The organism is Mesorhizobium sp. M7A.F.Ca.CA.001.04.2.1 (assembly GCF_003998485.1).
Lineage (GTDB): Bacteria > Pseudomonadota > Alphaproteobacteria > Rhizobiales > Rhizobiaceae > Mesorhizobium > Mesorhizobium ciceri.
The window spans coordinates 1-18898 of the sequence record NZ_RZQT01000017.1; the positions used below are offsets into that span (position 1 = coordinate 1).

The window sequence follows — 18898 nt, forward strand, 5'->3', positions numbered from 1 at the left end:
GGCCAGGTCTGCCGCCGCTTCGAAGCTTCCGAGTGTCGAGACGTCGCCAGTGATTGGCCGCACATTTTCGCCGACTTCGGCAGCAACGCGGGCCGCGGCGGCCTCATCACGGTCCATCAACACGACCAGCGCACCTTCGGTGACGAATTTCCTGACGATGCCTTCGCCAAATCCCGAACCGCCGCCCGTGACGATAGCGACCTTGCCAGCAAGTCTCATATCTGTTCCTCCGTTGCCGGCACCATCGGGGAAGTCGCGTGCATTGCACAGTCCGATTATCTGAACGCCCTTTTAGCTTTCCTTGTTTGAGGTCGACCGGCGTGGGAGTCATAGTCGCCACGGAATTGTGAGGAGGAAGAGATGACGCTGAATTTCGACCCGCGGGCGAAGGCCACGGCGCTCTACCATGGCGAATTCCGGCCGATGTTCGTCGGCGGCAAGTGGGTTCCGGCACAATCCGGCCAGGAGATGCAGGCGCTCAACCCGGCGACTGGCGAAGTGCTGGCCACGGTGCCGCGTGGCTCGGCGGCCGACATCGATGCGGCGGTGGACGCTGCGCGCGCGGCTTTCGAAGGGCCGTGGTCAAAATTCTCGCCCTACGAGCGGCAGTGCGTGCTTCTGCGCATCGCCGATCTCTTCGAGACCCATTGGGAAGAACTCAGCGTTTCCGACACTCTCGACATGGGACTGCCGATCACGCGCACGCTCGCCAACCGGCGGCGCGTCATCGGCATGCTGCGCTTTTATGCGGGCATGGCGACCGCGCTGCATGGCGAATCCATAGACAATTCGATCCCCGGCGAGATCGTCTCGTTCACAAGGCGCGAGCCGGTAGGCGTTGTCGGCGCGATCATCCCCTGGAACGCTCCGACCGCAGCGTCGATCTGGAAGATCGCGCCGGCGCTCGCCACCGGCTGCACCATCGTGCTGAAGCCCTCGGAGGATGCTTCGTTGACGCCGCTGCTGATCGCCAGGCTGATGCAGGAGGCCGGCGTTCCCGACGGCGTCGTCAACGTCGTCACCGGCACCGGGACAGAGGCCGGCGCGCGGCTCGCTGAACATCCCGACGTCAACAAGATCGTCTTCACCGGCTCGACGCTGACCGGCCAGGCCATCGCGCGGGCGGGCGTGACCAACCTCAAGCGCGTTTCCCTGGAGCTCGGCGGCAAATCGCCGATCATCGTCTGCCGCGATGCCGACATTGACAAGGCGGTTCCTGTCGCCGCGATGGCTGTGTTCGTGCATTCGGGCCAGATCTGCATCGCCGGTTCGCGGCTTTTCGTGGCCCGCGAAATCCATGACGAATTCGTGCGCCGGGTCGCCGAGTTTGCCGGCAGGCTTCGCATCGGCCATGGCATCGAGGCGGAAACCGAAATCGGCCCGCTCATCAATGCCAGGCAGGCCGGCAAGGTGGTGGGCTATATCAAGGCCGGCCGCGACGAAGGCGCGGAACTGATGGCGGGCGGCTCGCGACTGACCGGCGGGCCCTACGACGGCGGCAATTTCATCGCGCCGACTGTCTTCGGTGCGGTGTCGGACAAGATGACCATCGCGCGTGAAGAGATCTTTGGTCCGGTGATTTCGGCGATGCCGTTCGACACGCTCGACGAAGCCGTGGCGCGGGCCAATGCGACGCCCTATGGCCTGGCGGCCGGCATTTTCACCAGTCATCTTGGCACCGCCCACAAGCTCGCCCGCCGCATCAAGGCCGGCTCGGTATGGGTCAACATGTACCACGCCATCGACCCGGCGGTGCCGTTCGGCGGCATGAAGATGTCCGGCTACGGCCGCGAGGGCGGCATCGAACATCTGCATGAATATCTGGAGACCAAGTCGATCTGGATCCAGACCGACTGAGGGTGCGCTGATATTCAGGAGAGGCCGGGCTGCCAATGGCGGCGTTCCCAACGCACCATTCTCGGCGCTCGTGCAAGGTGCCTGTCCGAAGGCGCGACGCTCAGTTTGCCAGTTCGCGCAAATTGGTGCGGATGAGGTTCATCAGCTGTTCGGAGAAGGAGTGGTGCACATAGCCCCGCGCGGTGATGATGCCGACCGAGCGGTGGGCGTCGCGATGGTCGATCGGCACCACCCGCATACGCTCGTCATTGCGCGAAATGGCGATGCCGGGCACCACGCAGACGCCAAGTCCCGAACACACCAGCGCCACCGCCGTCTGTGCGCTTTCGACCTCGTATTGCGGCTTGAACTCGATGCCTTCCGCCGCCGTCAGCCGATCGACAAGGCCGCGCACGGCGGTCTTGCGGCTGAGCAGGATGAGCGGATAGCGCAGCAGGTCCGAGAGCAGCAGCTTCTTTTCGCCACCGTATATTTCCGTGGGGATGCAGGCCATCAGCGGATCGTCGAGGATGGACTCGAACTGGAAGTCCGTCAAGTTTGGCAGTTCGGGGCCGATGTAGAACTCGACCTCCTGCTGTTGCAAAAGGCCAAGCGCGGCCTGCGGCGGGCTCTCGATGACCTCGACGATGCTGCGTGGATAGCGCAACTTGAATGTCGCCAGGATATCGCCCAGCCGGCTTGCCGCGAGCGTCGGGGCGCAGGCGATCTGCACTTTGCCCTTGCGCCGAGCGGCGACCTCCGTCAGGCGGTCGAGGCTGGTCTGCACCTGTGACATCACGTTGGCGATCTCCTCGAACAGGATCTGGCCTTCCGGCGTCAGGCTGGCACGCTGTGCGGTGCGGATGAACAGCGAGATGCCGATCTGCTCCTCAAGGTCGCGAATCTGCATCGAGACCGCCGATGGCGAACGGTTGCTCTCCTCGGCAGCACGTCGGAAGCTGCCGTTTTCGGCGGCAAGCAGGAACGTCTGGAGAAGTTTGAGGTTGACGCTGGGCATATCCGCTCGGGCAGGGTGATCTGACCCCTGACCTATTCAGACGCGGAACCGATTGCAAGGCAATAGGGCAGGCCAGACATTGGTCCTGGCTTGGCCGGCAAAAGTGTCTCTCTTGTCGAGCCGCTCAATGAACCGCGGCGAACATGACGCGTTCCTCGGTGGCCTCCGAAAGCATCATCTCCTCGACCACGCGGCCGCGCTTGACCACCAGAATGCGATCCGAAACGGCGAGAATTTCAGGCAGGTAGGACGAGATGACAACGACGGCCATGCCTTGCTCGGCGAGATCGCTGATAAGCTGGTGGATCTCGACGATGGCGCCGACGTCGACCCCGCGTGTCGGCTCGTCGAAGATCACCAGCCTCGGCTTCTGAATCAGCGATTTGGCGATCACGACCTTTTGCTGGTTACCGCCGGAGAGCTCGATCATCCGGGCTCGGTCGCTGGTCTGCCGCAGGCTCAGACGTTCGCCCCATTCGCGGGCAAGTTGCCTGGCTCGCGCCAGCGACACCATGGAGACGGGATTGGCGCCCTCGGTCAGTTCACCCATTTGCAGGTTCTCGCCCGCGGTCATGGTTTCGAAGAAACCGTCGACCTTGCGATCCTCGGTGACATAGACGATGCCGTCGCGCACCGCAGGCCTGGGCACCCGATAGCGCACCGACTTGCCGAGCAGGCGGATCTCGCCGCCGTGGAAGATGTTGCGCTTCAACAGTCCGGCGACGACCTTGGCCATTTCGGTGCGGCCGGCGCCGACAAGGCCGAACATGCCGGTGACCTGGCCTGAAAACACCGAGAAGGAAGAGTTGCGCACCAGACCGGCGCAGGACAGATTCTCGACCGAAAGCACCTTGTCGCCATAGGGGCGCGCCGTGCGCTTGACCTCGCCATGCAGCGTTTCGGTGAGCGTGCGGCCGACCATGGCCTGCACGATCGAGGCGCGGGTGAAGCCCTTGGCCTCGCCGGACGCGACGATCTCGCCATCGCGCATGACCGTGATGCGGTTGGCGACGGCAAGCGCCTCTTCCAGCGCATGGGTGATGAAGATGACGGCGATGCCCTCCTTCACCAGCCGCTGCAAAAGTTTGAAGAAGTGGCTCTTCTCTTCAGGCGTCAGCGTCGCGGTCGGCTCGTCGAAGATGATGACGCGAGCCTTGTGGTGGACGGCGCGCGCGATCTCCACCATCTGCTTGTGCGCCGCGCCCAGCGTGCTGACCTGCGCGGACGGGTCGACCTGGAAGCCCATGCCGGCGAGGAACTGCCGCGCCTGAATGTAGAGGCCGCGCAACCGGTTGAACATCTTCTCTTCGCCGAGATAGAGATTCTGCGCTACCGTCATGGCCGGCACCAGGTTGGTTTCCTGGAACACCATGGCGATGCCGGCGCGCAGCGCTTCGGCGGGCGTGGCGAAGGACACATCCTTGCCGTCGAAGGTCATCTTGCCCTCGGTCAGCTTGAAGACACCGGCCATGACCTTGGTCAGCGTCGACTTGCCGGCGCCGTTTTCCCCGAGCAGCGCGTGGATTTCGCCTTTGCGCAGGTCGAAATTGACATTCTTGAAGGCCGGAATGCGCGCGAATGCCTTGGCGGCATCCCTGAGTTCAATGATGTTGGCGTCCGACATCGCTTAGCCTCGCTTGCCGCTGGCGGCGCTCGCCACGCGTACGATCCTCGATCCGCCGCGCGAGGCGACCAGCAGATCATCGCCCAGCTCGCAGGCGCTCAGCGTCCCGTGCACCTTGCCGTCTGCGCGCGAATGGAAACTCGACAGCGGCTTCATGTTCTGGTCGCAAAGAACCACCAGCCCGTAGGACCTTGTCACCGCGTATGGCTTCAGCACGTTCATCTGCTTCAACTGGCTGCCTTGCATGGGCTCGCGATAGTCGCGCCATGAGCCGAGCGACGGCGCCATCCAGTAGGCCTCCGGGACTTCCGCCAGCATGCGGGTGCGGTAGGTCTCCTCGCGCAGGATGAACTCCACCAGTTGGTTGCGCACGGAATAGAAGGTCAGCCAATAGCCGGCGTTGAAGGCCGGGGCGATGCGGGCGGGGTAGGCCGGCAGATGCTCCAGCACGGGCAGCGTCGCCGTGGTGGCAAGGTCGATCGCCAGCACGCGGTGGCGCCAGGCCTCCGAAACGTAGATGCGGTTGGAGCCGGTGGTGGCGATGCCGGCCGGCCAGGCCAAGCCGTCCCTGACAAGCTCCAGCCGGCCGTTTTTTAGATCGAGCCGCCAGACCGAACCGGACACGCTCTTCTGCATCAGGTCGCGACGCCAACCGCTCGCCGGCACTGAGGCCGAACCGTTGGCCACCAGCAAGGTGTTGCTGTCGAGGAAGGTGAGAGCGGTGATGCAGGAGAGGCGCCGAGCCTCCTCACCCGTCGCCTCGCGCCCGTCATGCAGGCCGCCGTGGACAACGACGCCCTTGCCGTCGATGGCCATCGCCGTCATGCCGCGGGCATGGGCGAGTGCGGTGATCTCGCCCGGAAATTCCTGCAAGGTTTCGGCATGGCCGTCGGCGCTAAAGCGCATCAGCCGGTTGGCGCTGCTTGCCAGAATGCCCTTTTCGGTGCGTACGAGATTGTCGGCCTCGGCGAGGCCGGCGAACGGCTCGGCTTCCTCCAGTCCTTGGTTGGGCAGCAACGGCCCGTCGAGCGTCGGCACGGTCACTGCCCACTCGCCACGGCCGAGAAAGCGGTCAAGAAGCTGGCTCAAACCGCTCATGGCTTTTTGCCCCAGTAGGAATCCGAGCTGAACCAGTCGGGATCGACGCCTTTCAAGGGCAAGGTGCCCATGCGGTTGTTGAAGATGCCGCAGAGATAGAGGATGCCCTTGTGCTCGCGCATCGAGGTGATCATCGGATGCTTCTCGCCGGTCTGGTCCCACAGGCTTTCGAGGATCTGGCCGTTCTCGTCGAAGCGCAGCACGCAGCCGGTGTTGAGATTGGGCATCAGCCACGCGTCTTCCGATACGCGCCGCGCCATGCGACGGCGGAAGCTCGGCATTTCAAGCGAGAGATCCAAGGCCGGCGTGCGCATGCCCATCAGGGCCAGCCAGTAGGTGCCGTCGGAGGCGCGGTTGATGTTGTCGGGATAGCCGGGCAAGCCCTCGATGACGCGCTCGACCTGGCCCTTCTTCGGGCCATCGAAATAGTAGCGGCTGATGCGGCAGGCCCAGCTTTCGGCGAACAGCACCGACTGGCCGTCGAAGGCCGTGCAAATGCCATTGGGGAAGACGAGGTTCGACAGCAGTGTGCGTGTCGAACCGGATTTGGGATCATGGACGATGATGCGTCCGTTGCCACGGCTTTCCAGCGCGTCGGCATACCAGTCATGCATTTCGAAGCGCACTGTCGCTTCCGAGAAGACGATACGGCCGTCCGGCAGGATGTCGCAGTCGTCGGCGAGCTTCATGGTCGAGTCGTCGACCACCGAGGTCAGTGAGCGGTTGGTTTCGGCGGTCAGCAGCTTTACGTCGCCGGCCGGCGAGACCTGATAGAGGCCCATGCCGGCGACGCAGATGACGAGGTTGCCGTCGCGGTCGAAAGCCATGCCGAGCGGCGAGCCGCCAATATGTGCGAACACTTCGCTATCGGTATAATGGGGCGGCTGGAAGCGCAGGATCTCGCCCTGGCGGCTGCCGGTGTAGAGACGGTCCTGCCGGTCGAAGATCACATCCTCCGCGCCGTCGAGAACGCCGAGGCCGATGACGCCGACGTCCTTCAACCGGTCATTCACCGCCATTGGCGCGCCGGGCGCGGTCGAGATCGCCTGCGGCATCTTGGCGAAGGTCGGCGAGATGTAGACGCTGCGCAGGATCTTGTGGCGGTTCTTCACCCAGCGAACGTCGAGAAGCACCGACAAAAGCAGCACGATGCCGAGGATCAGGAAATTGACCGGGCCGGGCACGGCCAGCGCGAGCAGGCTGTTGGACAGGACAAGCACGAAGACGGTGCCCATCAGCGCCTTGGCGACCGAGCCGCGCCCGCCGCCTAGCGAGATGCCGCCGAGCACGGTCGCGGTCAACACCTGCAGTTCGAGACCGGTGCCGATGTCGGAAGCGGCACTGCCGATGCGGGCCGAGAAGAAGAAGCCGGAGAGCGCCACCAGCACCGAGCACAAGACATAGGCGCTGAACAAGATGAAGCGCACATTGATGCCGGCATTGTAGGCAGAGCGGCGCGCGCCGCCGACCGCGAACAGCCGCCAGCCATAGCGGGCGCGCGACAGCACGAGATGGATGATCAGCGCGATGACGACGAAGACCACAAAGGACGTCGGCACGCCCCAGATCGTACCGAAACCAAGAAAATCATAGGCCGGCGAATCCGGACCGCTGGTGACGATCCGGGTCGAGACCTGGGGAAAGACGATGTCGAAGGTCGAGCGGTAGATGATGAGCGTCACCAGCGTGGTGAGAAACGCCCGCATGCGCAGGAAGCCAACCAGGAAGCCGTTGATGGCGCCGCAGACGACGCCGAGGCCCAGGCACGCCAACAGGCCGGTACCAAAGCTCCACTGCTCGACATTCATCCCATAGAGCGTGACCAGCACGGCGAGCGCGAAGGTCGACCCGACAGACAGATCGATGCCGCCTGACACCATGACGATGGTCATGCCGAGCACCACAAGGCCAAGCTCGGCGGTCTGGCCGCTGAGATTGGTCAGCGTCGCCAGATCGAAGAAGCCTGGCACGATCGAGCCGAAGATCGCGCACAAAATGACCAGCGCCGTGAAGGGGATGACGCTGTCGATCCACTTCTTGGTCAGAATCTCCCCGACCACGTGGTCGGGGAGCAGGCGGTAGCGCCAGCGCACAAGGCTTTCAGCCATGCTCATCAAGGAAGTCCGTTACTTGAGCTCGTCCAGCTTCCAGCAATTCCTGCCGGTCGCATTGGCCTTGTCGACGCGGGTGATCGGACCGAAGAAGATGGTCTTCTCGCTGCCCGCCTGCCGGCCGGACTGCTGCAGCAGCTCGGAAATCTGTTGTGCTGCGATCTCGGCCTGGATGGGGGCATTAAAGTTGAAGATCACATCGAGCAGCCCGTTCTTGATGCTCTCGCAGCCCGTGGCGCTGCCCGCGCCATTGGTAACGATCGTCACCTGGTCCTGCTTGCCGGCGGCCACGACGGCGGCGCCGGCGCCGACCTCGGCATTATCCCAGATGCCCATGATGCCGCACAGGTCCGGATGTTGCTGGAGCACCGTCTCAGTGATCTGGCGGGCCTTTTCGCTCATGTAATCGGCCGGCTGGTCGGAGACGAGCTGCAGCTCGGGATTGGCCTTCAGCACCTCGTCGATGCCGGTGCGCATGTAGATGTTGGCGGCACCCGTCTGGACGCCGGCGAGCCAGACCACCTTGTGCGAGACGGCATTGGGCCCGGTGCAGTGCTTGGCCAGTTCGCCCATTTCGAGACGGCCCATTTCGATCCAGTCGTTGCCGACATAACTGTCCGTCTGGGTGGCCGACTGCATGTTGACTTGCAGCACCTTGATGCCGGCCGCCTGCGCCTGTTTCAACAGGCGTGCGTAGGTCTGGACGTCGGGGTTCTGCACGATGATCAGGTCCGGCTTCTCGGCGATGGCGCCCTGCATGGCGCGAATGCCGGCATTGGTGTCGCCGGAGGGATCGCGCACTTCGAGGCTGAAGCCGTAGCGAGCGGCGTGACGCTGCCACACCACCACCCAGGCCTGGTTGAGGTCCATGCCCTGCGAGATTGGCACGAAGATGACCTTCTTGCCCTTGAGCGCCTCGAGATAGGTGGAGCGGCCGACCTGATCGGTTTCCTGCGCCGTGGTGATTTTCGCCGCGCCCAGCAGCGCCAGCGCTGTCATGCCCGCGAGCAGGCAGTTCTTGAACAACTTCATGGTATCCTCCCAGATTTATGTCTCGGTTCTTGTTTCAGATGTCGCCGCTTTGCGAGGTCTGCTCGTCGCGCGGATTGATGATGGCGTCGATCGCCAGCGCGCCCAGCAGGATCACGCTCTTGATCAGGTTCTGGCTGGTGTAGCTGAAGTTCAGGATCGTCATGCCGTTGGTCAGGATGCCGACCAGGATGGTGCCGACGATGACGTTGCGTACGCCGCCCTGGCCACCGGAGAGGCCGATGCCGCCCAGCACGACGACCAGCAGCACGTCGTAGATCAGGCTGGAATTGTAGAGGCGCGTGTCGATGCCGGTGACCAGCCCCAGCATGATGATGCCGGCGATATAGGCAATGAGGGCGCTGATGACATATTGCGTCACGATGATCGGGCGCGTCGGCAGCCCGGTCGTGCGGGCCGCGTTCGGGTTGTCGCCAGTAGCATAGACCAGCCGGCCGAAGCGGGTCTTCCTCAGGAAAAAGCCCATGAGCGCGGCCACCGCCGCGAAGATGATCACCGACATCGGGATGCCGAGGATGGTTCCGTTGCCGACGAATTTCAGCCAGCCGATATCGGAGGGGGCATAGAGCACGTCGGACGCAAAGACGATGCGGCCAGAGCCGTAGACCGAGGACGCGATGGCAAGGGTGGCGAAGATCGGCGGAATTTCGGCCACCGCCACCATGACGCCGGTGAACAGGCCGATGGCCGCGACCAGGATGGCCCCGAAGACGACGGCCAGCGTGAAGTCGACGCCCCAGGTGGAGATCCAAATACTGAAGGCGACGCCGACGACCATCACCGCCACCATGGTCAGGTCGATGCCGCGCCCAACGACGATGAGCCCCATGCCGACGGCCAGCGTGCCCAGGATCGAGACATTCTTGAGAATGGCAAGGATGTTGCCTTGGCTCAGGAAATTGTTGAGCGTCGCCGAGAACACCAGGAAGAGGACGGCCGAGATCGCGCCGACGACGAGTTCCTGGGACATTTTGATGCCCAAGCGCGCGGTGTCGGATTTGCCCGAACCAGCCAAGTCAGTTCCTCCCTCGCTGCCGGTTTGAACCAGCGGCGTGCCAAAGCGGCCTTGCCCCAGGGCTTTGCCGCGACGACGTTCCTCCACAGCCCTAAGCCGGCTGCTTGCGTAAAGACCATCGCGGCTCAGGGCGGCAGGGGCAATTTCGATTTTCTGATGCGCTGTGCAGTTCGTCAGTGTGGAAAAAGAGGATGAGGAATCGTCGGTTGTGTGCTCTGCCGGATTTCACCTGTCGCAAAGCTCAGCCCGATGCCGGCAGCGTGCCGCGATCCCCGTGACGGTACTTTCCTGAGTGACGGGAGTGTCAAGTAAGGCACAAGCGGGCCCTGCTCTCCCTGGGTTTCCGTCCTACAGGCCGTTTCCATCGATCATCGCCATCAGGCAATCGCCAGCTTGTGTGCCGCTGATGCCCAGATCACGCACGCTGTTCATGTGGTTTCGGTCATTCAGGCGGAGGTCGCTGACAGGGTGCCCCTGCGCGCGCAAGCGCTTTCCGAAGTCGGCGGCCTGCTGGTGAAAAGGTGACGTTTCCTGATCTCCGACGAGAATGGTCGCTGCCGTCTCCGGGTCATGCCACCGCGTCATTGGGGTGAAGGCAGCTGCCTCCTCATCAGTGATGCCGATTAACGGCTGGAGGAAGGAGGTCTGAAGGGGCTTGAGGTCGTAAAGGCCGCCTAGCAGCAGCGCCGCACGTATGCGCGACGGCATTGGCGCCTTTTCGAACAGGAATGTGGCCAGGTGCGCACCCGCCGAATGACCACTTACGCTTAGCCGGGCAGGGTCGCCGCCATGGGCGGCTATATTGTCCAGCACCCATTGTTTGGCACGCCGGATCTGGTCGACGATTGCCGCCATCCTGAATTCGGGCATCAGCGCATAATCGACGATGACCGCGATCGCCCCAGCTTTGGTGACTGTGTTCGCTACATAAGAATAGTCGCTTCTGGAGAACATGCGCCAGTAGCCACCATGGATGAAGATGTGCACGGGAAGATCCCTGCGCACACCGGGCGGAAAGAACAGGTCCAACCTTTCGGCCTCGCCCTCGCCATAGGCGATACCCGCCGATATCGGCAGGGTCGCCCGGGTTTCGGCGCTGCGAGTCACTATGTCGGCCACGATATCGTCAAAATCGGCCACATGGTCGCGCGTGCGGAAAGGGTCCTTTGACATGACTGCCGGTTCAGAAGGTGACGGCAATATATTTAGCCTCCATGAACTCGGCGATGCCGTGGTGCTGGCCGCCTTCGCGGCCAAGGCCGCTCTGCTTGACGCCTCCGAATGGTGCGGCCGGATCCGACATCAGTCCCCGGTTGAGGCCGATCATGCCGGCCTCGATCCCCGACGCCACCCGCATGCCGCGCCCAACATCGCGTGTGTATATATAAGCGGCCAGGCCATATTCCGTGTTGTTAGCATGGGCGATGGCCTGGGCCTCGGTGTCGAAGCGTGTGATAGGTGCCACCGGGCCGAAAATCTCCTCGTGCGCCATCTCCGCATCCGGCGGCACCTCGGACAGCACTGTTGGCGGATAGAAGAATCCTTCTTCCTCCGAAATCGCCCCGCCGCAAAGCACCTTGGCTCCCCGGCCCACCGCGTCCTTGACCAGGCGATCGATCTTGTCGACAGCCTTTCTGGTGATCATCGGCCCGCACTCGGTGTCGGCATTCGGGCCCGCCCCCACCTTAAGTGCCGCCATGCGCTTGCGGAGCCCGTCGGCAAAAGCATCATAGATTCCCGATTGCACATAGAGGCGATTGGCGGCGGTGCAGGCTTCGCCGGCGTTGCGCATCTTGGCGATCATCGCGCCATCGAGGGCGGCGTCGAGATCGGCATCGTCGAAGACGACAAACGGGGCATTGCCGCCGAGTTCCATAGAACACGAAATGACATGCTTTGAAGCCTCGCCGAGCAAGGTTCGGCCGACACCCGTCGACCCCGTGAAGGACAGCTTCCTGACCCGCGGATCGGCAAGCATGGCCGAAGTCAGCGGCCCGGGATTGGTCGTGGTCAGCACGTTGACGACGCCGGCAGGCACGCCGGCTTCGCTGTAGAGTGCCGCCAGCGCATAGGCCGTCAGTGGTGTTTCGCTGGCCGGCTTCAGGACGACAGTGCAGCCTGCCGCCAGCGCCGGCGCGATCTTGCGGGTCGCCATCGCGGCCGGAAAATTCCACGGTGTGATCAGCACGCAAATTCCGATCGGCTCATAATCGACCACGATCCGGTTGGTGCCGGATGGCGCGGTGCCGAATTCACCGGTGATCCGGACCGCCTCTTCGGCATTCCAGCGGAAGAACTCGGCGGCATAAGCCACTTCGCCGCGCGCGTCGCGCAGCGCCTTGCCGTTCTCCAGCGAGATCAGCATGGCGAGCGTTTCGGAGCGTTCGACCATCAGTTCGAAACAGCGCCGAAGGATTTCCGAGCGTTTGCGCGGCGCAGTTTCCCGCCATCTCCTAGCTGCTTTGGCCGCCGCCTCGACGGCGGCGGTGGCGTCCTCGACCGTCGCATCGGGAACCGCCGCGATCACCGCCCCGGAGGAGGGATCGACGACATCGATGAGCCGACCGTCGGAGGACGACCGCCAAGTGCCGTCGATGTAGAGTCCGTGCGAAAAACCGCGCACGTCATAGCCATCCTGGTCGAGTTGCTGAGCGTTCAAATTCATCGCTTTGTTCCGTTTCTCACATAACGCAGGCGGCGAGGTCGCCGTCATGGGCGGCCTGGACGAGGCGTCGCATCGTGCCGAGATCGAACGCACGCGGATTGTTCTTGATCAGGCGGTCGATGCCGAGCGCTTGCTCGGCGGTCCAGTCAAGCTTATCGGCAGGGAGGCCCAGATCCGCCAGTGTCGGCGTAATACCGATCGCCGCGAACAATCGCCTGATCTCCTCGATCGTGGCGGCTGCCATCTCGTCGGCGGTTCGCGCCTTGGCCTCCAAGCCAAGTGCCGCGCCGATCTCTGCCATCTCGTGAGCGGCGACGCGGCTGTTATAGGTCATCACGTAAGGCATCATTGTGGCCACGCCCAAACCATGGGCGGTGTGGGTGAGGGCGCCTGCCGGGTATTGCACGGCATGCGCCGCCGCCGTGCCGGCGGTGCCGAACGCGCAGCCCGCCGCCAGAGCGCCCATCATGACATCGGCACGCGCGTCGGCATCCGTGCCGTCGCTGCAGGCTTTCTCCAGACTCCGGCCAAGCAGCTTTATCGCGAGCAACGCGAAATGGTCTGTCAGCGCAGTCTTGCCGATGAAGACATGCTGTTGCGGCAGATTGGGGTCTTCACCGCGCCGCATGGCGGTGAAGGCCTCAATCGCATGGGTCAAGGCGTCGGCGCCGGCGATCGCGGTCAGGCCAGGCGGACAGGTCATTGTCAGCTCGGGATCGCACAGAGCGACCGCGGCGATAAGGTGAGGGCTCGATATGCCGACCTTGAGCGTCCGGTCCGGGTCGGAAATCACCGCGACCGGCGTCACCTCGGAGCCGGTGCCGGCCGTGGTGGGTACGGCGATCAGCGGCAGTGTCTGACCCGGCACCTTGAACTCCCCGTAATAGTCCTGGAGCTTGCCGCCATGGCTGAGCAGCAGGGTGGCGCATTTGGCGAAATCGAGACAGCTGCCGCCGCCGATGCCGATCACCATATCCGGCCCGAACCCCTTCGCTTCCTCGACGCAGATGCCGACCGTGTCGCGTGGCACGTCGGGCAGAACACGATCATGCACCAGGACCTCGATCGAGGCTGACTGAAGGGACTTGATGATGTCGGCGAATACCGTTGTGCCCGCGAAACGCTCGTCGGTGCAGACCAGCGCGCGTCGGCCGAACCGGGCGGCGACCGTCGGCAGCACATGGCGTTGCCCCTTCCCGAACAGGATTTCGCGCGGCAACCGCAGGGCGGCGAAGAGGGTCATGATTGGTCCTTTGACGGCTGCTGACTGGAAACGGAGGCATTGAACTCGGTCTGGATCGGACGGTTTAAGAGTGTGTCTCTCGCACTTAAAAGATATCCGCTTTAAAATCGTATAGGATATAGGATTGCATCCGCGGAACCATCGTGTTAGCAGTCCTCACTGTCAAGAGGCAAAATATGCAGACCGCAAACTTACCCGACCCAAGCGACGCCAGCATTGGAGCTGGTCGCATCCAGCGCGCCAACAGTCTCGTCGAAGATGTCTATGAAGCCATCTTCGCGCAGTTGATGGCGCTGAAGATCCCCCCCGGCTCGCGCATCACAGTCGACAGCTTGGTCAAGGAATTCAACGTCTCGCACACGCCGATCCGGGAAGCCCTCGGACGGCTCGAAGGCGAAGGCCTGGTGCTCAAGACGCATCTGATCGGTTATCGTGCCGCGCCCCAGATCACCCGGCGCCGTTTCGACGAATTATACGAGATGCGTCTGCTGCTCGAGCCGCATGGCGCCGCAAAGGCCGCCGCAACGATGGACGACGCCAAGCTCGATCTGTTGCTCGAAGCTGCCGGCGTGATGTCACGCCGCGAAGGCAAGGATGATCGCGTGCGCTATTCGAATTTCGCCAGGCAGGATGCGATCTTCCACGACAAGATCATGGAGTTTTCTCAAAACGAACTCATCCGCGAGACGTTGAGCCACCAGCACACGCACTTCCACATCTTCCGCCTGATGTTCCATGCACGCGTGACCGAGGAGGCGCTTGACGAACACGAGGCGATCCTTGCCGCGTTCGGCTCGGCCGATCCCGATGCCGCCGAAAAGGCGATGCGCATCCATATCGAGCACTCGCGCGATCGCCTGCTCCCGGCATTCGATTGAGGTCGGAACGGATGTCCATTGCCGCGAATATCGCCGGGGAGGGCGGGAGCATGTTGTCCAGCGAAGCGCCTGGTTCGCTTGAACCGGTGCTGCGCGCCCAGGAATTGTCCAAGCAATACGGCCCAGTGACGGTGCTGTCGGACGTCACCCTGGACGTCCTGCCGGGAGAGATCCATGCCATCATTGGCGAGAACGGTGCCGGCAAGTCGACGTTGATGCGGCTGCTGTCCGGCTATGTCGAGCCAAGCCACGGCACGTTGTCGATGAACGGACACGCGGTGAAATTTGCCAAGCCTGCCCAAGCACAGGATGCCGGTATCGCTTTGGTTCATCAGGAGATCCTGCTCGCCGAGGGGCTCACGGTCACCGACAATCTGTTTCTCGGGCGAGAGCTTTCGCGTGGCCATGTCGTGGATGACCGCACCATGCGCCGGCTGGCAACCGAGAAACTGGCGCAGATCGGCTGCGCGGTCTCGCCAAGGGCACTGGTGCGCGACGTTTCGCTGGCAGACCGGCAGATGGTGCAGATCGCTCGCGCCCTGCTTGACGACCACAAGGTGGTTATCTTCGACGAGCCGACCGCCGTTCTGACCGGTGGCGAGGTCGAGCGCCTGCTGGAGATCGTCCTGCAACTCAAGGCTCACGGCACCGCCGTGCTCTATATCAGCCACCGGCTGGATGAGGTGCAGCGGGTCGCAGACAAAGTGACCGTTCTGCGCGACGGCAAGATGGTCGGCACCTATCCCGGCAAGACGCTGAGCCAGATGGACATGGCGCGGCTGATGGTCGGGCGCGAACTGGCAGCGCTCTATCCTGAGAGAACCGCAGCGCCTTCGGATGTACCGATGCTGAGCGTGAGGAACGCCTCCGTTCCCGGCTATGTGGAGGACGTGTCGTTCACGGTCCACAAGGGCGAGATCCTGGGGTTCGCCGGTATGGTCGGCGCAGGCCGAACCGAACTCTTCGAGGGCATTATCGGCTTGCGCCCGGCAGTTGCCAAGATCGAACTTGAGGGCAAGTCGGTCCATTTCCAATCGCCGCGCGCGGCGATCGACGCCGGCATCGGTTACCTGACCGAGGATCGCAAGGGCAAGGGACTGCTGCTGCAAGAGCACTTGGCGCCTAACCTGACGCTGTCGGCGCTCGATGTGTTCCATCCCGGCCTCTCGATGGGTCGGCGCCGCGAAGCGCAAGCCCTGGAACAGGCCGTGGAGACATATGACATCAGGCTGAAGAGCCTCGGCGCCAAAGCGGCCCAGCTTTCCGGGGGCAATCAGCAGAAGCTGCTGCTGGCGAAGGTGCTGCTGACCGATCCTTCGGTGGTCATTATCGACGAGCCCACGCGTGGCATCGACATCGCCAACAAGGCGCAGATCTATGCCTTCATCCAGGAGCTTGTGGCCAAGGGCAAGGCCTGCATCGTCATCTCTTCGGAGATGCAGGAATTGATCGGCATCTGCGACCGCATCCTGGTGATGCGCGAAGGCCGCATCACCGGCGAGGTCAGTGGCGCCGAAATGACCGAAAGCAATGTGGCGGTACTGGCGACTAGTGGCCCCAAGCCAGGGCCAAAAGCCAAGGGAGGCACAAAATGGCTGTCATGAGCGAATCCGCACCCAGGCGTCGCCCCCTCGATCTCAACATCAGTTGGACCGATATCGGGCCTTTTCTTGCGCTGGCAGCTCTGCTGGTGGCCGGTTACCTCATCAACCCCGATTTCCTGTCCGCCACCAACCTCGCCAACGTCATCACCCGCAGCGCCTTCATCGCCATTATCGCGGTCGGCGCGACATTTGTGATCTCGTCGGGGGGGCTCGATCTTTCCGTCGGCTCGATGGCCGCCTTCATCACCGGCATCACCATCATGTTCATGAACGCGGTGGCGCCGCATGCCGGCATCTGGGCTATTCCCGCCGGTATGGCGGTTGCGATCCTGGTCGGCCTCCTGTGCGGGCTTGCCAACGGGCTCATCGTCACGGTCGGCAGGATCGAACCGTTTATCGCCACGCTGGGCACGATGGGGATTTTCCGGGCGCTGATAACCTATCTGACCGATGGCGGCACGATACCGATCGACAGGTCGTTGCGCGAGGCCTACCGGCCTGTCTATTTCGGCACGGTCGGCGGGATCCCGGTTCCAATCCTCATATCCGTCGCAGTCGCCGCGGTCGCATCCTTCATCCTTTACAAGATGAAATATGGGCGCAAATGTGCGGCGGTCGGCGCCAATGAGGATGTCGCCCGTTATTCCGGCATCTCGGTGATCAGGACACGGACCGTGGCCTATATCGTCCAGGGTGTCTGTGTGGCGATTGCCGCGATCTGCTACGTGCCGCGCCTGGGCGCCGCAACGCCGACAACCGGACAGCTTTGGGAACTGCAGGTCATCACCGCCGTGGTGATTGGCGGCACCGCATTGCGCGGCGGCAAGGGCCATGTGTGGGGGACAGTCGCCGGCGCCGTCATCCTGGAACTCATCGCCAACCTCATGGTGCTGTCAGACTTCGTCTCCGAATACCTCGTTGCCGCTGTTCAAGGCGTCATCATCATCATCGCCATGCTCATCCAGCGGTTTTCGAATTCGAAATAGCGCCGCGTCCGGACCACGCGGATTAACGTTCTTGTAGGTCCAAGGGAGAAGACAATGTTCAGTAGAAAATGGATTGCGGCAGCGACACTTGGCGCGCTGCTGCTGGCCGGCCAGGCCATGGCGCAAGACAAGAAGGTCATCGCGGTGTCGATACCGGCCGCTGACCACGGTTGGACAGCGGGCATCGTCTACCACGCACAAGCGGCGGCCAAGGAAATCAACGCCGCGTTCCCGAACGTCGAAGTGGTCGTGAAGACGTCGCCGTCCGCGGCGGAGCAGGTCAGCGCGCTTGAGGACCTGTCGGCCAGCCGCAAGCTGGATGCTCTGGTGATCCTGCCTTACAGCTCGGAAGAGCTGACCCAGCCGGTCAAGGCTATCAAGGACATGGGCACGTTCATCACCGTCGTCGATCGCGGTCTGACTGACGCCTCCGTCCAGGATCTCTACCTCGCCGGCGACAATATCGCGGTTGGCACCAACACCGCCAAGTTCATGATCGACAAGCTTGGCGGCAAGGGCGACGTCGTTGTGTTGCGCGGCATTCCGACCGTCATCGACGACGAGCGCATCAAGGGCTTCCAGGACACGATCAAAGGCACTGATCTGAAAGTCCTCGACATCCAGTACGCGCATTGGAACAGCGACGAAGCCTTCAAGCTGATGCAGGACTATCTGGCCAAGTACCCGCATATCGATGCGGTGTGGGCCAATGACGACGACATGCTGCTTGGCGTGCTCGAGGCGGTCAAGCAGTCGGGGCGGACCGACATCAAGCTTGCGCTCGGTGGCAACGGCATGAAGGACATCGTCAAGAAAGTGATCGACGGCGACGCCATGACGCCGGTCGAGACGCCATACCCGCCGTCGATGATCAAGACCGCGATCTACATGACAGTCGCCAACCTGATCGGCCAGGCACCCGTCCGTGGCACCGTCAAGCTCGACGCGCCGTTGATCACCCAGGCCAACGCCAAGGAATATTACTTTCCGGATTCGCCATTCTGACCCTATCCGATTTCACAGAAAGGCAGGCGCAGTCTGCGCCTTGCCTAGCTCAAAACACTGAGAGGAAGAACCATGCCAGGCAAAAAGATACTGATGCTGACCGGTGAGTTCACCGAAGAATACGAAATCTTTGTCTATCAGCAAGCGATGGAAGCCGTCGGTCACACCATCCACGTGGTATGCCCGGACAAGAACGCCGGAGATCTGATCAAGACCTCGCTGCACGACTTCGAGGGCGACCAGACCTACACCGAAAAGCTCGGCCATTATGCGCTGATCAACAAGACTTTCTCGGAAGCCGAGAGGCAGCTCGATCAGTATCATGCCGTCTACTGCGCGGGCGGCCGCGGCCCGGAATACATCCGCACCGACAAGCGCGTGCAGGCGATCGTGCGCCATTTCCACGAGGCCAAGAAGCCAATCTTCACCATCTGCCACGGCGTGCAGATCCTGATCGCTGTCGACGGCGTGGTGCGCGGCAAGAAGGTCGCGGCACTCGGCGCCTGCGAGCCGGAGGTGACACTGGCGGGTGGCACCTATATCGACCTGTCGCCGACCGAGGCCTATGTGGACGGGACAATGGTTTCGGCCAAAGGTTGGACGGCGCTTGCTGCGTTCATCCGCGAATGTCTGAAGGTGCTGGGAACGGAAATCCGCCACGCATAAGCTTCAGGAACCGACGCATTCGCCAAGGGATGCGTCGGTTCCCTTCAACAGCGCTTCCATATCCATCAATTCGGTCGGGATCGCAGCTCCCGAGCTACG

At 62.8% G+C, this 18898-nt stretch carries 16 protein-coding genes; 6 read left to right on the top strand and 10 right to left on the bottom strand.

Going from position 1 to position 18898, the window contains the following annotated elements:
- The coding region (locus EN955_RS08015; protein ID WP_127223402.1) for an SDR family NAD(P)-dependent oxidoreductase at window positions 1–219 on the bottom strand (219 nt) is incomplete at its 3' end.
- 141 nt (window positions 220–360) lie between these two features.
- On the opposite strand from EN955_RS08015, the gene EN955_RS08020 reads away from it, so the two are divergent.
- Entirely contained in the window at window positions 361–1857 is a 1497-nt protein-coding gene (locus EN955_RS08020) for an aldehyde dehydrogenase family protein (protein WP_024502413.1), read from the top strand.
- Window positions 1858–1957: 100 nt separating this feature from the next.
- Here EN955_RS08020 and EN955_RS08025 read toward each other — a convergent pair whose 3' ends face one another.
- The 9 genes from EN955_RS08025 to EN955_RS08065 all read right to left on the bottom strand — a co-directional run bounded on the left by EN955_RS08025 (window position 1958) and on the right by EN955_RS08065 (window position 13660).
- A complete protein-coding gene (locus tag EN955_RS08025; RefSeq protein ID WP_013533142.1) occupies window positions 1958–2854 on the bottom strand; it encodes a LysR family transcriptional regulator in 897 nt (298 codons plus the stop codon).
- Between the two features lie 124 nt (window positions 2855–2978).
- Window positions 2979–4478, bottom strand: coding sequence for a sugar ABC transporter ATP-binding protein (locus EN955_RS08030; RefSeq protein ID WP_024502414.1), 1500 nt, complete (start codon window positions 4476–4478; stop codon window positions 2979–2981).
- Window positions 4479–4481: 3 nt separating this feature from the next.
- Window positions 4482–5576, bottom strand: a complete 1095-nt coding sequence (locus tag EN955_RS08035; protein WP_013533140.1) for an NHL repeat containing protein — start codon at window positions 5574–5576, stop codon at window positions 4482–4484.
- On the bottom strand, window positions 5573–7690 hold the full coding sequence (locus EN955_RS08040; RefSeq protein ID WP_024502415.1) for an SMP-30/gluconolactonase/LRE family protein: 2118 nt from the start codon (window positions 7688–7690) through the stop codon (window positions 5573–5575). Before EN955_RS08040 ends, EN955_RS08035 begins: the two co-directional genes overlap by 4 nt.
- A gap of 12 nt (window positions 7691–7702) precedes the next feature.
- Window positions 7703–8719 (bottom strand): sugar ABC transporter substrate-binding protein, encoded by a 1017-nt coding sequence (locus EN955_RS08045; protein WP_013533138.1) that lies wholly within the window; start codon window positions 8717–8719, stop codon window positions 7703–7705.
- A gap of 34 nt (window positions 8720–8753) precedes the next feature.
- Window positions 8754–9707: an ABC transporter permease gene (locus EN955_RS08050; protein WP_032809776.1), complete on the bottom strand. Its 954-nt coding sequence runs from the start codon at window positions 9705–9707 to the stop codon at window positions 8754–8756.
- 393 nt (window positions 9708–10100) lie between these two features.
- Entirely contained in the window at window positions 10101–10925 is an 825-nt protein-coding gene (locus tag EN955_RS08055) for an alpha/beta hydrolase (protein WP_024502416.1), read from the bottom strand.
- 10 nt (window positions 10926–10935) lie between these two features.
- Window positions 10936–12417 carry an NAD-dependent succinate-semialdehyde dehydrogenase gene (locus tag EN955_RS08060; protein ID WP_024502417.1) on the bottom strand — a complete coding sequence of 494 codons (1482 nt, stop codon included), beginning with the start codon at window positions 12415–12417 and terminating at the stop codon, window positions 10936–10938.
- Between the two features lie 16 nt (window positions 12418–12433).
- A complete protein-coding gene (locus EN955_RS08065) occupies window positions 12434–13660 on the bottom strand; it encodes an iron-containing alcohol dehydrogenase (protein ID WP_024502418.1) in 1227 nt (408 codons plus the stop codon).
- Between the two features lie 176 nt (window positions 13661–13836).
- On the opposite strand from EN955_RS08065, the gene EN955_RS08070 reads away from it, so the two are divergent.
- The 5 genes from EN955_RS08070 (at window position 13837) to EN955_RS08090 (ending at window position 18799) form a co-directional block, all read left to right on the top strand.
- A complete protein-coding gene (locus tag EN955_RS08070; protein WP_013533133.1) occupies window positions 13837–14538 on the top strand; it encodes a GntR family transcriptional regulator in 702 nt (233 codons plus the stop codon).
- A gap of 50 nt (window positions 14539–14588) precedes the next feature.
- A complete protein-coding gene (locus tag EN955_RS08075; protein ID WP_024502419.1) occupies window positions 14589–16142 on the top strand; it encodes a sugar ABC transporter ATP-binding protein in 1554 nt (517 codons plus the stop codon).
- Entirely contained in the window at window positions 16130–17128 is a 999-nt protein-coding gene (locus EN955_RS08080; RefSeq protein ID WP_024502420.1) for an ABC transporter permease, read from the top strand. The genes EN955_RS08075 and EN955_RS08080 overlap by 13 nt, the downstream gene beginning before the upstream one ends.
- 54 nt (window positions 17129–17182) lie before the next feature.
- Complete coding sequence (locus tag EN955_RS08085; RefSeq protein WP_013533130.1) at window positions 17183–18133, top strand: substrate-binding domain-containing protein; 951 nt, start codon at window positions 17183–17185, stop codon at window positions 18131–18133.
- Between the two features lie 72 nt (window positions 18134–18205).
- On the top strand, window positions 18206–18799 hold the full coding sequence (locus tag EN955_RS08090; RefSeq protein ID WP_013533129.1) for a DJ-1/PfpI family protein: 594 nt from the start codon (window positions 18206–18208) through the stop codon (window positions 18797–18799).
- Window positions 18800–18898: the final 99 nt, after the last annotated feature.

Coding starts and splice junctions, on each gene's coding strand:
- EN955_RS08020 (WP_024502413.1), top strand. CDS start 361: ATGACGCTGAATTTCGACCCGCGGGCGAAGGCCACGGCGCTCTACCAT.
- EN955_RS08025 (WP_013533142.1), bottom strand. CDS start 2,854: ATGCCCAGCGTCAACCTCAAACTTCTCCAGACGTTCCTGCTTGCCGCC.
- EN955_RS08030 (WP_024502414.1), bottom strand. CDS start 4,478: ATGTCGGACGCCAACATCATTGAACTCAGGGATGCCGCCAAGGCATTC.
- EN955_RS08035 (WP_013533140.1), bottom strand. CDS start 5,576: ATGAGCGGTTTGAGCCAGCTTCTTGACCGCTTTCTCGGCCGTGGCGAG.
- EN955_RS08040 (WP_024502415.1), bottom strand. CDS start 7,690: ATGAGCATGGCTGAAAGCCTTGTGCGCTGGCGCTACCGCCTGCTCCCC.
- EN955_RS08045 (WP_013533138.1), bottom strand. CDS start 8,719: ATGAAGTTGTTCAAGAACTGCCTGCTCGCGGGCATGACAGCGCTGGCG.
- EN955_RS08050 (WP_032809776.1), bottom strand. CDS start 9,707: ATGTCCCAGGAACTCGTCGTCGGCGCGATCTCGGCCGTCCTCTTCCTG.
- EN955_RS08055 (WP_024502416.1), bottom strand. CDS start 10,925: ATGTCAAAGGACCCTTTCCGCACGCGCGACCATGTGGCCGATTTTGAC.
- EN955_RS08060 (WP_024502417.1), bottom strand. CDS start 12,417: ATGAATTTGAACGCTCAGCAACTCGACCAGGATGGCTATGACGTGCGC.
- EN955_RS08065 (WP_024502418.1), bottom strand. CDS start 13,660: ATGACCCTCTTCGCCGCCCTGCGGTTGCCGCGCGAAATCCTGTTCGGG.
- EN955_RS08070 (WP_013533133.1), top strand. CDS start 13,837: ATGCAGACCGCAAACTTACCCGACCCAAGCGACGCCAGCATTGGAGCT.
- EN955_RS08075 (WP_024502419.1), top strand. CDS start 14,589: ATGTTGTCCAGCGAAGCGCCTGGTTCGCTTGAACCGGTGCTGCGCGCC.
- EN955_RS08080 (WP_024502420.1), top strand. CDS start 16,130: ATGGCTGTCATGAGCGAATCCGCACCCAGGCGTCGCCCCCTCGATCTC.
- EN955_RS08085 (WP_013533130.1), top strand. CDS start 17,183: ATGTTCAGTAGAAAATGGATTGCGGCAGCGACACTTGGCGCGCTGCTG.
- EN955_RS08090 (WP_013533129.1), top strand. CDS start 18,206: ATGCCAGGCAAAAAGATACTGATGCTGACCGGTGAGTTCACCGAAGAA.